We start from the raw sequence: 19,123 nt of genomic DNA on the forward strand, positions 1-19,123 counted from the left end.
CCATGACCGAGCCGCACGCCCACCCCGCGCACCAGGCCGACGTCGAGGTGGATGAGCCCGCGCAGCCGGCCGCTGCGGCGCCGGCTGCGGCCGAGCAGGTGGCCGAGCTGGAGAACCGGCTGCGGCGGGCGCTGGCCGACCAGGAGAACCTGCGCAAACGGTACGAGCGGCAGCTGGCCACCGAGCGCGAGGCCGAGCGGGCCCGTACCGCCGCGGTGTTCCTGCCGGTCGTGGACAACCTGGACCTGGCCCTGCAGCACGCCGACGCCGACCCCGGCACCCTGGCCGACGGCGTGCGCGCGGTCCGCGACCAGGCCGTGTCCACGCTGGCGATGCTCGGCTACCCGCGCCGGGAGCAGGCCGGGATCCCGTTCGATCCGATGTGGCACGAGGCGGTCAGCGTGCTGCCCGCCGGGGACGCCGCGCCGGGCACCGTGCTGGCGGTGGTGCGGCCCGGCTACGGCGAGGCCGACCGGACGCTGCGCCCGGCGTCGGTCGTGGTCGCGGGCAACGACTGATGGCCCGCGACTTCTACGAGGTGCTCGGTGTCGCCCGGGACGCCACCGCCGACGACATCCAGCGGGCGTTCCGCACCCTGGCCAGGAAGTACCACCCGGACGTCAACAAGTCGCCGGAGGCCGAGGAGCGCTTCAAGGAGATCAACGAGGCGTACCACGTGCTGCACGATCCACAGCAGCGCGCCCGCTACGACCGCTTCGGCGCGGACTTCCGCCGGATCCCCGAGGGCTACGAGGACATGGCCGGCGCCGGCGGCTTCGGCCCCGGCGGCCGGGGCGGCTTCCCCGGCGGCGGGTTCCGGGGCGCGGGCGGGCAGGGCGAGCCGTTCAGCTGGTCCTACGAGGGCGGCGACGTCGACCTCGACGACCTGCTCGGCGGGCTGTTCGCCGGGCGCGGCGCGGGGCGGGCGCGCGGGCCGATGGGCCCGATCCCGGGCGCCGACCAGGAGGCGGAGCTGGAGTTGAGCGTGGCGGAGGCGTACCGGGGCGGCCCGCGGTCGATCACCCTGTCCGGCCCGGAGGGTCCGCGCGGCTACGACGTGAACATCCCGGCCGGGGTGACCGACGGGCAGCGCATCCGGCTGGCCGGGCAGGGCGGCCGGGCCCGCGGCGGCGCCCAGCACGGGGACCTGTACCTGGTGGTGCGGCTGCGCCCCGATCCGCGCTTCCGGGTCGAGGGCCGCGACATCCACGTACGCCTGCCGGTGACCCCGGCCGAGGCGGCGCTGGGCGCGACGGTGCCGGTGACCACGCCCGCAGGTGAGGCGTCGGTGCACGTTCCGGCCGGTACGGGCAGCGGACGGCGGCTGCGGCTGCGCGGGCAGGGCATGCCGTCGCGGCGGGGCGAGCCCGGCGACCTCTACGCCGAGGTGCGCGTCATGGTGCCCGACCACCTGAGCGACCGCGAGAAGGAGCTGTACGAGGAGCTGGCCCGGGTGTCGGTGTTCGACCCGAGGCGGGAGCGGGAGAGGGCCGGACGATGAGGACGTACGCGATCGCCGTACCGGTGCGGCTCGATCTCGACCGTTTCGCCCGGCAGGCCGGACTGCACCCGGTGCTGGTGCAGCGGTTCGTGGCCCTGGGCCTGGTGGACGCCGAGCGCGACGGGTACGGGCGGCTGTGGTTCCACGCGGCCGCGCTGCACCAGGTCGCGCGGGTGCAGCGGCTGCGCACGGACCTGTGCCTCAACTACACCGCGATCGGGCTGGTCGTCGACCTGCTCGACCGCATCGACGACCTGCAGGCGGCGCTACGAAGGAGTGAGCACGGTGGACCTGAACCGGCTGACGCAGAAGTCCCAGGAAGCGCTGCATGACGCCCAGGCGATCGCGCTGCGCCTCGGCCAGACCGAGGTCGACGGCGAACACCTGCTGCTCGCCCTGCTGGACCAGCCCGACGGCATCGTCCCCCGGCTGATCTCGCAGCTCGGCGCGAACCCGGACGTGCTGCGCGCCGAGGTCGACCAGGACCTGGCCAAGCGGCCGAAGGTCAGCGGGCCCGGCGCGCAGCCGGGCCAGGTGTTCGTCACCCAGCGCCTGTCGCGCCTGCTCGACACCGCCGAGCGCGAGGCCAAGCGGCTCAAGGACGAGTACGTCTCCGTCGAGCACCTGCTGCTGGCCCTGTCCGATGAGGGCTCGGCCACGGCCGCCGGGCGGCGGCTGAAGGAGAACGGCGTCACCCGCGAGGCCTTCCTCAACGCCCTCACCCAGGTACGCGGCAACCAGCGGGTCACCTCCGCGATGCCCGAGGTCACCTACGAGGCGCTGGAGAAGTACGGCCGCGACCTGGTCGCCGACGCCCGCGGCAACAAGCTCGACCCGGTCATCGGCCGCGACGGCGAGATCCGGCGCGTGATCCAGATCCTGTCCCGCAAGACCAAGAACAACCCGGTGCTCATCGGCGACCCCGGCGTCGGCAAGACGGCGATCGTGGAGGGCCTGGCGCAGCGGATCGTACGCGGCGACGTGCCCGAGGGCCTGCGCGACAAGACCGTGTTCGCCCTGGACATGGGCTCGCTGGTAGCCGGGGCGAAGTACCGGGGCGAGTTCGAGGAGCGGCTCAAGGCGGTGCTCAACGAGGTACGCGCCGCCGAGGGGCGGATCCTGCTGTTCGTCGACGAGCTGCACACCGTCGTCGGGGCGGGCGGCGGCTCGGAGGGCGCGATGGACGCGGGCAACATGCTCAAGCCGATGCTGGCCCGCGGCGAGCTGCACATGATCGGCGCGACCACGGTGGACGAGTTCCGCAAGCATGTCGAGAAGGACGCCGCGCTGGCCCGCCGCTTCCAGCAGGTGCTGGTCGACGAGCCGACGGTCGAGGACACCATCTCCATCCTGCGCGGCATCCGCGAGCGCCTGGAGGTGTTCCACGGCGTGCGCATCCAGGACTCGGCACTGGTCGCGGCGGCGACGCTGAGCCACCGGTACATCACCGACCGGTTCCTGCCGGACAAGGCGATCGACCTGGTGGACGAGGCGTGCGCGCGGCTGCGTACCGAGATCGACTCGATGCCGGCCGAGCTGGACGAGATCACCCGGCGGGTGATGCGGCTGGAGATCGAGGAGGCGGCACTGGCCAAGGAGGACGACCCGGCCAGCCTCGCCCGGCTGGACCAGCTGCGCCGTGAACTGGCGGACCTGCGCGCCGAGGCCGACGCCAAGCGGGCCCAGTGGGAGAGCGAGCGGCAGGCCATCCGCCGGGTCCAGGACCTGCGCGGCGAGCTGGAGCAGGCCCGGCGCGAGGCCGAGGACGCCGAGCGGGCGTACGACCTCAACCGCGCCGCCGAGCTGCGCTACGGCCGCATCGCCGAGCTGGAGCGGCGGCTGCAGAACGAGCAGGACAAGCTCGCCGACCGGCAGGGCGGGCGCGGGCTGCTGCGCGAGGTCGTCACCGAGGACGAGATCGCCGACATCGTCTCGGCGTGGACCGGCATCCCGGTCGCCCGGCTCCAGGAGGGCGAGCGCCAGAAGCTGCTGCGCCTGGACGAGATCCTGCACGAGCGCGTCGTCGGCCAGGACGAGGCGGTGCAGGTCGTCGCCGACGCGATCATCCGGGCCCGGTCGGGCATCAAGGACCCGCGCCGCCCGATCGGGTCGTTCATCTTCCTGGGGCCCACCGGTGTCGGCAAGACCGAGCTGGCCAAGGCGCTGGCCTCGGCGCTGTTCGACGCCGAGGACGCGATCGTGCGCCTGGACATGAGCGAGTACCAGGAGCGGCACACCGTCAGCCGCCTGGTCGGGGCGCCGCCCGGCTATGTCGGGTACGAGGAGGGCGGGCAGCTGACCGAGGCGGTGCGGCGCAAGCCGTACTCGGTGGTGCTGTTCGACGAGATCGAGAAGGCGCACCCGGACGTGTTCAACACGCTGCTGCAGGTGCTCGACGACGGCCGCATCACCGACTCGCAGGGCCGCACCGTCGACTTCCGCAACACCGTCATCATCATGACCTCCAACATCGGCGCCGAGCACCTGCTGGAGGGCACCGGCAACGAGATCAGCCAGTCCGCCCGCGACCAGGTCCAGGCCGCGCTGCGGGCGCACTTCCGGCCGGAGTTCCTGAACCGGATCGACGACATCGTGCTGTTCCACCGCCTGTCGCTGGACCAGATCGAACTGATCGTGGACCTGCAGTTCGCCGACCTGCGCGCCCGGCTGGCCGAGCGGCGCATCGAGCTGGAGGTCACCGAGCCGGCCCGAAAACTGATCGCCGAGCACGGCTACGACCCGGTGTACGGCGCCCGGCCGCTGCGCCGCTACATCTCGCACGAGGTCGAGACCCGCATCGGGCGTGCCATCATCGCCGGCGACCTGCGCGAAGACGCCGTGATCCGGGTCGATGCGCAGGACGGCGAGCTGGCGGTATCCTTCGAAGCCACTCCCGCCGATCGGATGGCGCACGCCGGAACAGGATCATGATGGCCGACGACAGTGGCATCACCGCCTGCCCGCACTGCGGCACGCGCAACCGCGTACCGGCCGCCGCCAAGGGGCTGCCCCGCTGCGGCAGGTGCAAGGAGCTGCTGCCCTGGCTGACCGAGGCCACCGACGCCGACTTCGCCGAGGTCGTCGCGGAGTCGGCGCTGCCGGTGCTGGTCGACCTGTGGGCGCCGTGGTGCGGCCCGTGCCGCATGGTGGCGCCGGGCGTGGCCAAGGCGGCCGAGGTGTTCGCGGGCAGGCTGAAGGTCGTGAAGGTCAACGTGGACATCGCCCAGAGCACGGCGGTCCGCTACCAGGCCCAGTCGATCCCGCTGCTGCTCCTGCTGGACCGGGGCGCGGTCCGCGCCCGGCAGGTCGGCGCCGTCCCCACCGACGCCGTCCTCCGCTGGGTCGACCAGTCGCTGGCGCTGCCGGCCGCCGCCTGACTCGGCTCAGAGTCGCGGCAGCCGCCGCTCCAGCAGCGGTGCCAGCAGCCGCGAGTAGGTCGCGGTGAGATGGCTGTCGTCCAGGTAGACGAGCGTGTCGCCGACGATCGGCGGGCACAGGTCGGTGCACAGCCAGGCCGTCGGGTCGATCACCGTGGCGCCGACCGCCGCCGCGGCCGCCGCCGCCCGTTCCCGCCGGGGCCGGTTGAGCAGAGCCTCCCCCACGGGCCGTACGCAGCGGGTCACCTGCTCGGCGTTGGTCGACAGGCAGGCCGGGGCGTTGCCCTTGGGCCACGACGTGTCGCTGATGAACGCGAGCCGGGTGCCGGGGATGACGAGTCGGCGCAGCGTGGTCTGCCAGCCTTCGGTCCAGACCGCCTCGACGTCGGTCGGCGCGCCGGCCAGCCCGGCGCCGTCGCCGTCGCTGGAGGACGTCACCACCAGCGCGGGCCGCAGCCGCCCGATCTCGTCGAGGGTGCTCTCGCGCCAGGTTGAGCACTCATGGTATGCCCGCTTGTAGGTCTTGCTGTCCGGCAGCACCGACGCGGCCGAGCAGCCGCTCTTGGTCCGGGACAGCAGCCGCCAGCCGCGCTCGCCCGCGATCCGCTCCAGCGCGGGCAGCCACTGGGCGGCGTGGGAGTCGCCGAAGAGCACCACCGTCCGGTCCCCGCCCGGGTCGCCGTAGGCGCATGCGCCGGGGGCGGTGACCGCGGTGAAGACCAGGTGGCATCCGTCGTCGTACGACCGCGGCCGGTCGTCGACCGCCTTCGTGACCGACGGCGTCAGGTTGGCGGGGATCAGCTGGTAGGCGGTACTGTCGGCGAGCAGCCGGGCCAGCTCGGCCTCCTGATCCGACACGCCGGTGAGGCTCGACGCCAGGTCGACCGCGTCCTCGCCCACCTTGACCACCGGCGGCGTGAACGAGATGCCGAAGGCCGCCACCGCGGTCACCGCGGACAGGGACAGGCCGAGCGCGATGCCGCGGACCGGGCGGCTGTGCAGCGAGCGGCGGCGCCGGACCGGCTTCTCCACCAGGGCGTACGACGCGGCGGCCGCGGCCAGCCCGACCAGGCTCAGCGCCAGCATCAGCGGGACGCTCGGCTCGCGTCCCAGCGCCGTCGGCGCGATCATCAGGATGGGCCAGTGCCACAGGTACCAGCCGTAGGAGAGCTTGCCCAACCACTGCATCGGCGCCCGGTCCAGCAGCAGCCTCGCGCCCAGGCGCGGGGCGGCGCAGCCGCCGGCGATCAGCAGGACGGTCCCGCCGACGGGCAGCAGCGCCGCGTAGCCGGGGAACGGCGTGGCGTTGTCGAACAGCAGTGCGGCGCTCACCACCGCCGCCAGCCCGACCCAGGTCAGCAACGTCGCCACCCCGGCGGGCAGGCGGGACAGGCGCGCGGCGGCGAACGCGAGCAGGGCGCCGGCGGCCAGCTCCCACACCCGGGTGTGCGCACCGAAGTAGGCCCAGGTCGCCGAGCGCTGCGTCTCGGACACGCTCAGCGCGAACGACACGGCGGCCAGGACGGCGATGACGACCGCGGCCGACGCGCCCAGGTGCGGCAGCCGGCGCCGCCGCCGATACCACGCGAGCAGGAGCAGCGTCAGGGGCCAGACCACGTAGAACTGCTCCTCGACCGCCAGCGACCAGAAGTGCTGGAAGGGTGAGGGGTCGGCGGTGGCGTGCAGGTAGTCGGTGCCGATGACGGCGAGCCTGATGTTCACGGCGTAGACGGTGCTGGCCAGCGCGTCGCCGACGTACTCGGCGAACCTGGCCGGGGGCAGCCACAGCCAGGCGCCCGCGAGCGTCGCCAGCACCACCACGGTCGAGGCCGGCAGCAGCCGGGTCATCCGCCGAGCGTAGAACCGGGCCACGGACAGAGTGCCCGTCGCCGTCAGCTCCGCGAACAGCAGCGAGGTGATCAGGAAGCCGGAGATCACGAAGAACACGTCGACGCCGACGTAACCGCCGGCCAGGGCCGACAGGCCGGTATGGCTCAGCACGACCAGCAGGACGGCGATCGCCCGGATGCCCTCGATGTCGGCGCGGAAGGCGAGCGTGCGGTGGCCGGCGCGGGGGCGGTCGCCCCCGTCAGGCTGGCGGGGCAGCGGCACTGCCCGGTCCGGCTCGACCGGCGACGGCGGACACTCGATCGCCGTACGGTGATCGGGCAGGGCTGGGGTGCGGTCAGATCTGGTCATGGTCCCACTGAGCTCGAGGGGTTGAGCCGGGCCAGCCTACCTGATCATGCTCGGCGCGGCTTGCCCCACGTTGCGCACCCAAGATCCCCGGCGACCAGTATCGGCCACCCGGCCGGTGTTGTCGCGCGGAGCTCGAACCGATGCTGGTCCGATGGTGGAACCGATCATGCTCAGCGCCGTGATGGTGCTCTTCAAAGCCGCCTTCGCCGGTGAGGACCTGGACCGCAAGGTGGGCGCCGACGTCATGTCGACGCTGCTGGGCGGCCTGCTGCGCACCACCTCGCCCACCGACCCGGTGCTGCTCAAGGTGTATGAGATCGTCAAGAGCCTCGACAGCCGGGCCTACCAGCAGGCCATGGCGGCCGGGAACCGCTACCTCGCCGAGGCGCGGCTCAGCACCGGCGTCCGTACCGAGCGGCTCAAACTGGCCCGGGAGCGCCTCGTCGACGCGGCCTCGGCCGCCGAGAGCATGAACGTGCCGATGCTGATCGCCAACGCCGAGTTCGCCGTGGCCAAATGCGACGCGCTGCTGGCGGCGCCGGCGCACGCCGCGATGGCGCTCGACCGGGCGGCGGCGGCCCTGGAGTCGGCCATCGAGAAGCTGGACGTCCACGGCGCCGGGGCCCGGTGGCGCGGCATGCGCGACGCGAGATACCTCCAGAACGACTCCGTGTCCCACTGGCTGACCCGGGCGACCAGCGGTGACCTGGTCAGACAGCGTGACCTCGACGCCCTCGGGCGGACCGTCGCCGACATGCAGGCCGAGCTGGGCGACCTGACCGCGCTGTACAGCGAGGTGCAGACCGCCGAGCTCGGCAGCGCCGGCCACGGGCAGCCGGTGGTGTGGGCGATGCCGGCGGGCCAGACCATCCAGTCCGGCCTGGACGCCAAGGCCGTGGCGACGGTGACCGGCTCGGCCCCGGTCCGCGGCTTCGGCCTGACCGTGCAGGTGGAGCAGCAGCAGGTCAGGGGGCCGCTGGAGCAGGGCGTCCTGGTGGAGCTGCTGCTGCGGATCACCCTGGAGGACGACCGGCGGCTGTACTTCCGGGGCTCGGCCGCACCGGCGGCGCGACCCGCGGCCGTCCGGCCGCTGCTGCCCAGGCTGTCCGCGCTGCACCCGCTGCTCAACCCGGACGGTGCCACCACCCTTCACCTGCGCAAGGGCAGGTATCACCACGTCCTGAACCTTCCGGTCGAGGGGCAGGCCGTCGACCTGGTGAAGATCCGCATCTCCCGGCCGACCGGCGGCGGCCGCTACGCCGAGACGGGCGCCTGCGTGTACGTCCCGATCGTCACGGGTTGAGCGCTCGACCCGTCGCCGCGTCCACCGGGTTTCGGGGGCGGCGGCGGGGGCGGGCGGCGATGATGGCGGTGTGTCCTCGATGCGTGCCTGGCAGGTGGTCCGGCCCGGCCCGATGGCGAGCCGCCCGCTGCGGCAGGTCGAGCTGCCCGTGCCGGAACCGGCCCCGGGCGAGCTGCTGGTACGGGTCCGCGCCTGCGGCGTCTGCCGCACCGACCTGCACGTGGCCGAGGGCGACCTGCCCGTGCACCGGCCGCACGTCGTACCCGGGCACGAGATCGTCGGCGAGGTCGTCACCGGCGCCGAGGGCTTCGACGCCGGGGAGCGCGTCGGCATCGCCTGGCTGCGCCACACCGACGGCACGTGCGCCTACTGCCGCCGCGGCCGGGAGAACCTGTGCCCGGACTCCCGCTACACCGGCTGGGACGCCGACGGCGGTTACGCCGACTACGCCGTCGCCCCGGCCGCCTACGCCTACCGCCTGCCCGACTGCTACTCCGACGAGCAGGTCGCGCCGCTGCTGTGCGCCGGGATCATCGGCTACCGGGCGCTGAAACTGGCCTCGCTGCCGCCCGGCGGCCGGCTCGGCGTGTACGGCTTCGGCGCCTCGGCGCACCTGGCCGCCCAGCTCGCCGCCGCGCAGGGCGCGCAGGTGTACGTGATGACCCGCTCCCCGGCCGCCCGGCGGCTCGGCCTGGACCTGGGCGCGGCCTGGGCGGGCGGCGCCGACGAGCCGCCGCCGGTGCCGCTGGACTCGGCGATCCTGTTCGCCCCGGTGGGCACCCTGGTGCCGACCGCGCTGCGGGCCCTGGACCGGGGCGGCACCCTGGCCGTGGCGGGCATCCACCTCAGCGACGTCCCACCGCTGGACTACCAGGCCGACCTGTTCCAGGAGCGGATCCTGCGCAGCGTCACCGCCAACACCCGCGCCGACGGCCGGGAACTCCTCGACCTGGCCGACCTGCACCGGCTGTCGGTGACGACCACGCCGTACCCGCTGGTAGCAGCCGAGGCCGCGCTGACGGACCTGGCCGCCGACCGGGTCAACGGGGCGGCTGTGCTGATCCCGTGACCCGGATTACCGCGATTTCCCCGAACCCGCGCCCAGGTCAGCCCCGCGAAGACGGCTTGCGCGACGAGCCCGAACCGGTGCGGCGGGGTCCGCTGGAGACGCGGACGTTGAAGACGGACTTCTTAGTACCCTTGGGCGCCGCGCTCTTGCGCGCGGCCGGCTTGGCGGGCTTGGCGGGTGCGGCGGCCTCCTGCTCGGCCTCCGCCCGGCGCGACTCCAGCCGCCGCTGCTCCCGCAGCGCCTCGGCGTGCTTCTCGCGCTCGAGGACGAGCCACTCCGGCGGGTCGGCGGCCAGCGCCGTGATCTGCGCCGTCGTCAGCGCCTCGGTCACACCGGCACGGGCCAGCCCGCTGTTGGACACCCGCAGGCGGGCGGCGACCACGTTGCGCGGGTGCGGACCGTCGCGGCGCAGGTCCGACAGCCACTGCGGGGGGTTGCGCTGGAGCTCGTCGAGCTCCTCGCGCGAGATCTCGCCCTCCTGGAACTCCCGGGGCGTGGCCGGCAGGTAGACATCGAGCTTCACTGCCGCCGTGGCCGGCTTCATCACCTGGGACTTCTTGGGCTTGCTCATCCCGTCAGGGTACCGGCCCGACCCCCGGCGGGACCGGTCGCCCCGGCCGGGGTGCCCGCCACCACCGGCCGGGCATCCCGCCCCCGGTACCCTGACCAGGTTGCGTGTGCTCGCCCGCAGCATCCCGTTCGCCGGTATGTGGCCGGTAGACCCGCCGGAGGCAGCCGTGTCCGACACCGAGGAGCGTCCGACGTTCCGCCTGCTCGTCGTACCGGGCGTCGTCATCGACCGCTGGGCGCGCACCTGGTCGGAGCGGCTGCCCGACGTCGACCTGGCCCTGGTCCCGGTCGAGGCGGCCGAGGCCGCCGGGCAGCTCGCCCAGGCCGACGCGGGACTCGTCCGGCTGCCCGTCGACCAGGACACCTGCCACGCCATCCCGCTCTACACCGAGGCCACGGTCGTGGTGTTCCCGATCGAGCACCTGCTCGCCGCGGCCGACGAGGTCACCCTCGCCGACCTGGCCGACGAGACGCTGACCCAGCCGCTGGACGACGTGCTGGCCTGGACGGGAACCTCAGGCGTGGCGGTGACCGCGGACCGGCCCGGCACCACCGCCGAGGCCGTCGAGCTGGTGGCCGCGAGCGTCGGCGTGCTGGTGGTGCCGCAGTCGCTGGCTCGGGCGTACCACCGCCGCGACCTCACCTACCGGGTCCTCACCGACGCCCCGACCTCCTCGGTCGGCCTGGCCTGGCGCCGGGACCAGGACAACCCCCTGGTCGAGGAGATGATCGGGATCGTGCGCGGCCGGACCGCCAACAGCACCCGCGGCCGGGGACCGGCGCCCGCCGACCCGCCCACGCGGGCCGAGGGCGGTGCCCGCCGCACGCCGCCCAAGTCGGGGCAGGCCGGTCCCCGCCGCGGCGGGCAGACTCCGGGCAAGCGCCGGTCGCGGTGACGCCGCTCAGGTGTTCAGGGGTCGGCGGGCGATCGACAGGATGTGCGTCACCGGCCAGTCCAGCGGCATGCCGTCGAGGTCGGTGAGCGAGGCCACCGGCGCGATCCGGTTGTCGATCACCCAGTCGTTGCGCAGCGCCCGCGAGGCGGTGTCGATCTCCCAACCGGTGGCGGTGAGCAGCTCGACCCAGTCGCGGTACGACATGCCGCAGAACTGCTCGCCGGTCTCGGGCAGCCAGTTGTCGGTGTAGTCCTTGCGGGTCAGGTAGTCCATCGCGTCGGCCAGCCGCAGCCGGATCGCGCCGTCCTCGGTCTCGTACCCGAACGGGAAGCGGAAGTCGACGGCGAACTGGTCGAACCGGGCCCGGGTCGACAGGCCCGCCACGTACGCGGCGACGTCGGCGGGTGCCAGGTCGGCCAGGTCGCGGCGGGGTTCGGCCGGGTTCTGGCCGTCGTCGCCGGTCAGGTGCAGCAGGACCGGCCGGTCGGGGTCGTCGGGGCCGCACACGTCGCTGTTGATCCACACCCCGCCGGGCACGGTGTGCTCGTGGATGGCCTGGACGAACGCCCGCAGCGACTCGTACCGCCGGCCGTAGGACCAGATCTCGTGGGTCAGCGCGAACGTGAGCGTCGTGTCGACCGACCGGGGCGGGAAGACCGCGCCGCCCAGCACGTTGCGGCGGTAGAAGAACACGTTCGGGTTGGTGAAGACGCCCTGGGCCTTCTTGTGCACGCACTCGTCGTACAGGTGGCGGGCGACCTCGACGCCGATGAGGTCGCTCTCGCGCAGCGCGGGCTCGCGGTCGGCGAGTTCGAGCACGGCACCCGCGCCGCAGCCGACGTCGACGATCCGCCCCGGCCGGACGTACTCGCGCACCGCCGCCCACTTGCGGGCCGCCGCCTCGGCGAACGCCTCCTCGTAGGTGCGGTAGTCACGGGTGGCGGTCAGGCCGCCCTCGTCCCCGACGACCGGATCGTTGACGACCGCCCGCACCCCCTCGGCCAGCCCGTAGCGGTCGAACACGTCGACGGTCGCCGGGTGGGCCAGCTCCCGCCATGTCTCGTCGCCGCCGGCCAGGCGCAGCAGCACGTCCCAGGGGCGTTCGGGCTGCGGCCGGACCGACGCCTCGACCGCGGCCAGGGTGAAGCCGAGCCGGTCGTAGAGCGCCGCGACCTCGGGCGTGGAGCAGGCCACCACCGTGTTGCCCGGGGTCAGCGCGATCCCCGCGTCGACCGCCACATTCTTGATCGTGACCTCGGCGAACCGGTCGGTGGGCGCGGTGTCGAACACCGGCACGACCAGCGAGCGCAGGCCGGTCAGCGCGCTGAACCGCTCGATCGCCGCCTCCCGGCGGTGGTACGGCACCGGGTTGCGCCGGGTGTTGGCGTGGTTGGCCGACGTCACCGCCCACACCACGGTCGCGCCCGCCGCGGCGAGCTCGTGCAGGTAGCTCGCCTGGAACCGGGTCAGCACGTGATGACGGCCGGGAAACAACACGAATTCCACCCGACGTTGATACCCTATCGCCGCCTGTCGAAGGCCGCCGCCCGGCCCGGATCACCGGCCGCGTGCCGCACCGGCGGGGACGCGCGTGCCCGCCGCCGGGTCCCCCGACGCGCCGGCCAGCGCGGCGCGTACCGCCTCGCGCTTGCCGGTCAGGCTGGCCCCGGCTATGTCGGCCACGGCCACGCTCTGGCACGTGCCCAGCTCGCCGTACGGGTCGAGCCGCAGCTGGTGGCCGCTGCGGCAGGGGTGGGGGCCGGTCCGCGCGGCGACGACGCCGAACCGGACCGGGCTGCCCGCGATGCGGTAGTAGGTGCACTCCCGGCCGTCGACGACGTCGGTGCCGGCGTCGGGCACCAGCGGCCCGAGCTCGGCCGCCAGGGCCGCCAGCGCCAGCTCGGCCGGGACCGCCCGCGCGCGTACCGCGCCGGGGTCGCCCTCGGGCAGGTCGCCGGACAGCTCGACGAACCGCGGCGTCACCCGGCCGCCGAATCCGTCCGCCCAGATGACGATGTCGGCGATCTCGTCCAGGTTCTCGCGCAGCAGCAGCGTGTTGACCTCGACGGCGCCGAAGGACTCGACCGACTCCCGCACCGCGCGCAGTACGGTGTCCAGGACGTCCTGTCCGGTCAGGTCGATGGTGCGCTCGTGCTGCAGCGAGTCCAGGTCGATGTCGATGCGGGTCAGTCCTGCGTCGGCCAGGTGCGGCAGCAGCACCGGCAGGCGCAGGCCGTTGGTGGTCAGCGACTGCTCGAGGTAGCCGAGCTCCCGGGCGTGGGCCAGGTAGCGGAGCAGGCCGGGGCGCAGCGTGGGCTCGCCTCCGCTGTAGTGGACCCGCTCGACTCCGTACCGGTGGGCGGCGGCGAGGACGTCCAGGATGTCGGCGTCGCCGAGGGGGGCGCGCGGTGGGCGGCGGTGCGGGTCGGCGTACCCGCCGCGCAGGTTGCCGACCGGGGCCAGCCGGACCCGCAGTTCGAAGTCTCTGCCCAGGCTGTCGTCGCCCGGCGGTAGTGGGGACACGGACATGGCGCCTTCACCATCCCTGTGCGCGGTGACCTGCCGTTCGTCCGGCGCTGGACGACGCGTCATGATGCGGTAAGCATCCATGATCACATCGAAGATTCGCAATGGTTTCGGTGCCCTTACCGTTCACCCCCGGCGGCGGGCCGTCTCGGCGCGCACCTCGCGGGTCGCCGCCGCCAGCGCGTCGGCGGCGCGCCCGAAGTAGTCGAACAGGACCTCGAGCTGGTCGGGCCGGTACCCGGCGAAGACCTCGCCGAGGTGCCTGCGGGCCGGTTCGACGATGGCGCCGGCGTCCAGGCCGGGCAGCGGCTCGACGACGACCCGGCGGCGGTCGGCCGGATCGGCGACCCGGCGCACGTGTCCGGCGCGCTCCAGCCGGTCGATGAGCCGGGTGGTCGCCCCCGTGGTCAGACCGGTGCGTTCGGCCAGCTCACCGGAGGTGAGGCGGCCGGCGAGGTTGAGCACGCTGAGCGCGGCCCAGTCGGTGGGGTGCAGGTCGGCGGCGTCGGCGGCGGCCTGGGCGTGCGCGGTCATGGCGTCGAGGTAGCGGCGGAAGGTCTCGTGGGCGTGCGCGGGCAGCCGGGGCATGGCGACGCGGTCTCCGATCCGCTAGTATCTGCATGCGCGCAGATATTGCATTCGTGCAACATCTGCGTCGACGTGGCCATACTAGTGTGCTCAGGAGAGACCGTGTCCGATACCGACCGCACCGCCGACCGGGACGCCGTCTCGGCCGTCCTCGACGCGATCAGCCGCGCGTGGGACGCCGCCGACGCCGACGCGTTCGGCCGCGCCTTCACCGAGGACGCCTCGTACATCACCTTCGTCGGCACCGAGTACCGCGGCCGCGCCGACATCACCGAGAGCCACCGGGCGCTGTTCCGCGCCTTCACCAAGGGCACCCGCCTCATCGGCGAGATCACCAGCCTCCGGTTCCCGGGCCCGGACACGGCCGTCGCGGTCGGCCGCGGCGACACCTACAAGCGGCGCCCCCCGGCCGAACCCAGCAAGATCCAAACCTTCGTCCTGGTACGGCAGCCCGACGGCTGGCGGGTGGCGGCCTTCCACAACACCCGCCGCCGCCCGCTGATGGAGGCGATGCAGTTCCGCTTCGCCCCCGCGACCCGGCCGCTCGCCGCCCGCTGACCCGGCTCCCCGCCCGTCAGTCCACCGGCTGGAAGTAGTGCTGCCTGGCGTACTTGGCGACCTTGGCCCCGATGACGGCGCCCGCGGCGTCGGCGGCGCGGAAGTGGATGCCGCCCCAGACCCGGGCCCCCACCAGCTCCCGGCGCGCCTGCGTGAAGGTGGTGAAACTGCGGGTCGTGCCGGTCACCGGACTGGTCCCGGCGAACGCCACCTTGTCGGTGCCGAAGAAGTCGCGCAGGGAGTGCGTCCAGGCCGAGATGTTGCAGGAGTGGCCGGAGGAGTGCTCGTACCAGGGCGGGGTGTCGAGCAGCGGGGTCCAGGCCGGGTCGGCGTCGGTGTCGGGGTTGCCGTCGGTGTCGGCCTCCCGGATCGCGGTGATGGGCCGCCACGACGTCCAGTGCGCCTTGTCGCTGTGGCAGGCGATCACCGCGTCGGCGGTGGCCAGCGCCACCTTCGCGAACAGGCGGGCGCTGTCGTCGGCGGACAGCTGGTGCCCGTTGGCCAGCGCGCGCAGCATCGCCTCCTGCGGCACGGCGGCCCACCACTTCGCGGCGTCGGTCTGGTCGGCGGTGCGGGTGGTGCTGGTCCGCGAGCCGACCGACTTGACCTCCTCGAAGTCCTCCGTGTACGCGTCACTGGTCAGCGCGTTGGGCCCGTCAGAGCGCAGCGCCGCCACGTCGGGCACCAGGAACGGCTTGACCTTCCCGGCCCACGGCGCGGGATCGATCAGGAAGTTCGGCGGGGTCGGCCGCCACTGGCCAGGCGTGGTGCTGACCACGACATCGGTGGGCGCGCCTCGGCCGTCGCCGGTCCGGGCCGCGATCATCGCCGCCGCCGCCTGCTCCCCGTCGGCGATGCCGCCCTGCTCGGCCGGTCCGTCCGGGATGGCCGCGAGCGACGCCTGGTACTTGGTCTGCAGTACGCCCGCCTGCCCGGGGAACAGGTGCACCAGCATCCGGTACGCGGCCGTCGCGGCGGCCGCGTCGATCGAGTCGCCCGGCCCGGCGTCGACCTGCAGCAGGTACGGCCGGTGCGTGCGCGTGATCCCGTTGACCGCGTCGTAGACCGCGCCGTGCACCATCGCCCGGTTGAGCAGCGCCACGTGCGGCACGAACGGCCCCGAGGCGAGGATCGCCTGCTCGGTGTTGAGGTTCCAGTCGAGCACGGCGTTGCCGGCGGCGGCGCGCTGCGGCGGCGCGGCCGACGCGGGCGAGTCCGCGGCACGGGTGGCCGGGACCACGAGCAGGGATGCCAGGGCGGCAGCAGCCGTCACGCAAGGCCAACGCGACATCTCGGTCCTCCGGACCACTCCGAGGTAACGCCGCTCCACAGCCGCGCACACGGAGAGTAACCATCCGGCCAGGCGCCCACCATCTGCCACGCCGGACCAGGCGCTTGATCCAGAATCGTGGACGCCCGGTGTCGCCATGGCAGCACCCAGCGTCCACGATCCCGGATCTTCAGCGAGCCGGCGATGACGCGGAGCGCAGGACCGCGCAGTTGCGCGCGCTCAAGGACGGCTCCGCGTCGGCCTGGCGGCACGGCGGTCAGACGACCACCACGGGCACATTGGTGCCTGGCCTGCGCAGCCGGCGGAGCTGCCGGAATATCTCGATCACCGACAGCAGGGCCGACACCGCCAGCGCCAGCTTCATGAAGTCGTCGGTCGGCCGGGCCGTGAAGACCGGTCCGGCCAGGACGCACCACGTCATGACCGCGGCGGACAGCGCGGCCAGCCCGACCGAGAACCGCCTGGTCGAAGTCTGCCAGCGCCGGCGGACCCCGAGCACGACCAGCAGCGCGATCTGGGTCAGCATGAGCGCGAGCAGGAGCGGGCCGCGCAGGCGCAGGAAGTCGGGGTCGTAGGCGAAGGCGTCGAGGGCGGACTGCGCCACGCGGCCGCCGGACAGCCGGTCGAGCACCACCGGGAACCAGATCAGCAGCGCGGTGCCGATCAGCGCGAAGAACGCCCCGGTCAGGTTCGCGGCGCGGTTGACCCGGTCGGTGGAGGTCGGCCGGGGCTGCCAGGTGAGGCGCCCGGCCCAGCGGCGGCGCACCCAGGCGGTGCCCGTGAAGGCGACCCCGACCGCGCCGGGCCACCACAGCGCCGCCAGCCCGGCGTTGAACCACCAGTGGCTGACCGCCTGCAGCGCGTCGGCATAGGGCACCGGCGGCCACAGCACCTCGATCAGGCCCGCCACCCAGATGACGGCGACGCCGATGACGGAGCTGCGCACCGCCCGCCGGGTGTCGACGGGGTCGATGAGCGGCCGGGCGGGCCGGTAGCGCAGCGCCACCTCGTTGGGGTGGCCGAACCCGTTGAGCAGTTCGCGGGCGAGGCTGTCGCGGTCGGCGCCGGGTTCGGCGGCGCGCTCGGCGAGTTCGTCGTGCAGCAGGGTGCGCAGTTCGGCGGCGACGTCGTCGCGCTGGCCGCGCCGCAGCTGCCCGACGACGTCGGACACGTAGCTGTCGATCAGTTCGTCAGCGTTCATCGGTCTTCGAACCCTTCAGCAGGTCGGCCATGGTGTCGTTGAGGGTGCGGTAGGTCTCGGTCAGGCGCTGGTAGAGCTTGCGGCCGTCGGTGCTGAGCGCGTAGTAGCGCCGGGGCGGGCCCTCGCTGGTGCGCCACTGGCTGGTCAGCAGGCCCTGGGTCTCCAGGCGGCGCAGCAGCGGATAGAGGGTGCCCTCCTCGATCTGCATGCCGGCCTCGGCCAGGGACTGGCGCAGCTCGTAGCCGTAGCGGAAGTCGTCGAGCTGCGACAGCACGGCGAGCACCACGACGCCGCGGCGCAGTTCCAGTTCGAGCTTGTCGTACACGTCCGCCGTTGCCATGTGCCACACAGTACTGTGTGGCGTACAGTAAGGCAACGCCTTGACAGGGCGGACGGTCGGCAAGATACTTCATGCGTGAAGGATCCGGCCGGATAAGGGCCGGGCCACGTCTTTGCGCCAGCGCTCTCGCGCCCACCATCCGGGCCGCGATTGAGCGCTGGCTTTTGCTGTTTTGGCAGCTCAATGAGCATGCAATGTGCTCAGTACACAGCGTATTAAGAATGCCGAAACAGTCGTGTAACGACACTCGCGGACGCTATGCGTGCCCGGCATTCAAGTGGCCGCCCGGCAGCCGACACGACCGGCTGGGGCCGCCACCGCGCACTGCCGGCGCACCGCAACGCCTCTACCACCGCGGGAGCGGCTCCAGCCGACGACGTCTCCCCCACCGCGGTTTCGTCCTCGCCTCAACGACTCGTGCTCCGCTGACGCTGGGAGATTTCCGAAGATGCTCAAGTTCCACGGCCGCCGCCTGGCGGTTTGCAGTGCCGTGCTGGCCGCCGCGCTCGCGCTGGCCGCCTGCGGCAGCAAGACCGGCGAGACCGGCAGCACCGGCGGCGTCACCGCCGACACCTCGGGCGACACCGTCAAGGTGGGCCTGCTCAACTCGCTGTCGGGCACCATGGCCATCAGCGAGGTGACCGTCCGCGACTCGATCAAGCTCGCCATCGAGGAGATCAACGCCGCGGGCGGCGTGCTGGGCAAGAAGCTTGAGCCCATCAGCGAGGACGGCGCCTCCGACTGGCCGACCTTCGCCGAGAAGGCCAAGAAGCTCATCAAGGAGGACCGGGTCGCCGCGGTCTTCGGCTGCTGGACCTCGGCCAGCCGCAAGGCGGTCAAGCCCGTGTTCGAGGAGAACAAGGCGCTGCTGTTCTACCCGGTGCAGTACGAGGGCCTGGAGCAGTCGCCGTACATCTTCTACACCGGCGCCACCACCAACCAGCAGATCGTGCCCGGCCTGGACTACCTCAAGGCGCAGGGCAAGAAGTCGGTCTACCTGGTCGGCAGCGACTACGTCTTCCCGCGTACCGCCAACAAGATCATCAAGGCGTACGCCGCCGCCAACGGCATGACCGTGCTCGGCGAGGACTACGCCCCGCTCGGCTCCACCGAGTTCGGCACCATCGTCAACAAGGTCAAGGCCGCCAAGGCCGATGCCGTGTTCAACACCCTCAACGGCGACAGCAACGTGGCCTTCTTCAAGGAGTACAAGTCCGCGGGCCTGACCGCCGCGGCGATGCCGGTCGTCTCGGTGTCCATCGCCGAGGAGGAGGTCAAGAGCATCGGCACGCAGTACCTGGCGGGCCAGCTCACGGCCTGGAACTACTACCAGACCACCAGCGGCGCCGCCAACGACAAGTTCGTCAAGGCGTACAAGGCGAAGTACGGCGCGGACAAGCCCACCTCCGACCCGATGGAGGCCGCCTACGTGTCGGTCTACCTGTGGAAGGCGATGGTAGAGAAGGCGCAGTCCTTCGACGTGGAGAAGGTCAAGGCCGCCTCCGACGGCATCACCTTCGAGGCCCCGGAGGGCACCGTGACCGTCGACGGCGCCACCCAGCACATCGCCAAGACCGCCCGCATCGGCAAGATCGGCGACGACGGCCTGATCACCGAAGTGTGGAACTCCGGCTCGCCGGTCAAGCCGGACCCGTACCTCAAGGGCTACCCCTGGGCCGCCGGCCTGTCCTGATCCCTCACCAC

General features: G+C 72.9%; 18 protein-coding genes. 10 read left to right on the forward strand and 8 right to left on the reverse strand.

Annotated features, from left to right (window positions below; genetic code table 11):
• Positions 1 to 2 precede the first annotated feature (2 nt).
• The 5 genes from QEZ54_RS10075 to trxA are packed head-to-tail and all read left to right on the forward strand — an operon-like array spanning position 3 to position 4,878.
• The gene (locus QEZ54_RS10075; RefSeq protein WP_281304256.1) at positions 3 to 518 is read left to right on the forward strand and encodes a nucleotide exchange factor GrpE; all 516 of its coding nucleotides are present in this window, start codon (positions 3 to 5) and stop codon (positions 516 to 518) included.
• Positions 518 to 1,501 (forward strand): DnaJ C-terminal domain-containing protein, encoded by a 984-nt coding sequence (locus tag QEZ54_RS10080; protein ID WP_281304257.1) that lies wholly within the window; start codon positions 518 to 520, stop codon positions 1,499 to 1,501. The genes QEZ54_RS10075 and QEZ54_RS10080 overlap by 1 nt, the downstream gene beginning before the upstream one ends.
• Entirely contained in the window at positions 1,498 to 1,833 is a 336-nt protein-coding gene (locus tag QEZ54_RS10085) for a chaperone modulator CbpM (protein WP_281304258.1), read from the forward strand. Before QEZ54_RS10080 ends, QEZ54_RS10085 begins: the two co-directional genes overlap by 4 nt.
• On the forward strand, positions 1,787 to 4,432 hold the full coding sequence (gene clpB, locus QEZ54_RS10090; RefSeq protein ID WP_281304259.1) for an ATP-dependent chaperone ClpB: 2,646 nt from the start codon (positions 1,787 to 1,789) through the stop codon (positions 4,430 to 4,432). Before QEZ54_RS10085 ends, clpB begins: the two co-directional genes overlap by 47 nt.
• Positions 4,432 to 4,878 (forward strand): thioredoxin, encoded by a 447-nt coding sequence (trxA, locus tag QEZ54_RS10095; protein ID WP_281304260.1) that lies wholly within the window; start codon positions 4,432 to 4,434, stop codon positions 4,876 to 4,878. The genes clpB and trxA overlap by 1 nt, the downstream gene beginning before the upstream one ends.
• A gap of 6 nt (positions 4,879 to 4,884) precedes the next feature.
• Here the strand turns inward: trxA and QEZ54_RS10100 are convergent, their stop codons facing one another.
• Positions 4,885 to 7,077 carry an acyltransferase family protein gene (locus QEZ54_RS10100; RefSeq protein ID WP_281304261.1) on the reverse strand — a complete coding sequence of 731 codons (2,193 nt, stop codon included), beginning with the start codon at positions 7,075 to 7,077 and terminating at the stop codon, positions 4,885 to 4,887.
• Between the two features lie 151 nt (positions 7,078 to 7,228).
• Between QEZ54_RS10100 and QEZ54_RS10105 the strand changes: the two genes are divergently transcribed.
• Together QEZ54_RS10105 and QEZ54_RS10110 are read left to right on the forward strand one after the other, a co-directional pair.
• Positions 7,229 to 8,380: a hypothetical protein gene (locus tag QEZ54_RS10105; protein WP_281304262.1), complete on the forward strand. Its 1,152-nt coding sequence runs from the start codon at positions 7,229 to 7,231 to the stop codon at positions 8,378 to 8,380.
• A gap of 79 nt (positions 8,381 to 8,459) precedes the next feature.
• Positions 8,460 to 9,449 (forward strand): zinc-binding alcohol dehydrogenase family protein, encoded by a 990-nt coding sequence (locus QEZ54_RS10110; protein ID WP_281304301.1) that lies wholly within the window; start codon positions 8,460 to 8,462, stop codon positions 9,447 to 9,449.
• Between the two features lie 37 nt (positions 9,450 to 9,486).
• Here the strand turns inward: QEZ54_RS10110 and QEZ54_RS10115 are convergent, their stop codons facing one another.
• Positions 9,487 to 10,020 carry a DUF5997 family protein gene (locus tag QEZ54_RS10115; RefSeq protein ID WP_281304263.1) on the reverse strand — a complete coding sequence of 178 codons (534 nt, stop codon included), beginning with the start codon at positions 10,018 to 10,020 and terminating at the stop codon, positions 9,487 to 9,489.
• A 106-nt stretch (positions 10,021 to 10,126) separates the two neighbouring features.
• Here QEZ54_RS10115 and QEZ54_RS10120 point away from each other — a divergent pair, with 106 nt between their 5' ends.
• Positions 10,127 to 10,915: a LysR family substrate-binding domain-containing protein gene (locus QEZ54_RS10120; protein WP_281304302.1), complete on the forward strand. Its 789-nt coding sequence runs from the start codon at positions 10,127 to 10,129 to the stop codon at positions 10,913 to 10,915.
• Between the two features lie 6 nt (positions 10,916 to 10,921).
• On the opposite strand, the gene QEZ54_RS10125 is transcribed toward QEZ54_RS10120, so the two are convergent.
• From QEZ54_RS10125 to QEZ54_RS10135, 3 genes are all read right to left on the reverse strand, one after another.
• Positions 10,922 to 12,421 carry a class I SAM-dependent methyltransferase gene (locus QEZ54_RS10125; RefSeq protein WP_281304264.1) on the reverse strand — a complete coding sequence of 500 codons (1,500 nt, stop codon included), beginning with the start codon at positions 12,419 to 12,421 and terminating at the stop codon, positions 10,922 to 10,924.
• 51 nt (positions 12,422 to 12,472) lie between these two features.
• Entirely contained in the window at positions 12,473 to 13,444 is a 972-nt protein-coding gene (locus tag QEZ54_RS10130; protein ID WP_281304265.1) for a radical SAM protein, read from the reverse strand.
• 123 nt (positions 13,445 to 13,567) lie between these two features.
• Positions 13,568 to 14,029: a MarR family transcriptional regulator gene (locus QEZ54_RS10135; protein WP_281304266.1), complete on the reverse strand. Its 462-nt coding sequence runs from the start codon at positions 14,027 to 14,029 to the stop codon at positions 13,568 to 13,570.
• Between the two features lie 102 nt (positions 14,030 to 14,131).
• Between QEZ54_RS10135 and QEZ54_RS10140 the strand changes: the two genes are divergently transcribed.
• A complete protein-coding gene (locus QEZ54_RS10140) occupies positions 14,132 to 14,587 on the forward strand; it encodes an SgcJ/EcaC family oxidoreductase (protein ID WP_281304267.1) in 456 nt (151 codons plus the stop codon).
• 16 nt (positions 14,588 to 14,603) lie between these two features.
• On the opposite strand, the gene QEZ54_RS10145 is transcribed toward QEZ54_RS10140, so the two are convergent.
• The 3 genes from QEZ54_RS10145 to QEZ54_RS10155 all read right to left on the reverse strand — a co-directional run bounded on the left by QEZ54_RS10145 (position 14,604) and on the right by QEZ54_RS10155 (position 17,419).
• Entirely contained in the window at positions 14,604 to 15,878 is a 1,275-nt protein-coding gene (locus QEZ54_RS10145; protein WP_281304268.1) for a vanadium-dependent haloperoxidase, read from the reverse strand.
• Positions 15,879 to 16,134: 256 nt separating this feature from the next.
• The gene (locus QEZ54_RS10150; RefSeq protein WP_281304269.1) at positions 16,135 to 17,079 is read right to left on the reverse strand and encodes a hypothetical protein; all 945 of its coding nucleotides are present in this window, start codon (positions 17,077 to 17,079) and stop codon (positions 16,135 to 16,137) included.
• The gene (locus QEZ54_RS10155) at positions 17,069 to 17,419 is read right to left on the reverse strand and encodes a PadR family transcriptional regulator (protein WP_281304270.1); all 351 of its coding nucleotides are present in this window, start codon (positions 17,417 to 17,419) and stop codon (positions 17,069 to 17,071) included. Before QEZ54_RS10155 ends, QEZ54_RS10150 begins: the two co-directional genes overlap by 11 nt.
• Positions 17,420 to 17,867: 448 nt before the next feature.
• Here QEZ54_RS10155 and urtA point away from each other — a divergent pair, with 448 nt between their 5' ends.
• Entirely contained in the window at positions 17,868 to 19,112 is a 1,245-nt protein-coding gene (gene urtA / locus QEZ54_RS10160) for an urea ABC transporter substrate-binding protein (RefSeq protein WP_281304271.1), read from the forward strand.
• The last annotated feature ends 11 nt before the right edge of the window (positions 19,113 to 19,123 follow it).

It is taken from the genome of Catellatospora sp. KI3 (genome assembly GCF_029948125.1).
Lineage (GTDB): Bacteria > Actinomycetota > Actinomycetes > Mycobacteriales > Micromonosporaceae > Catellatospora.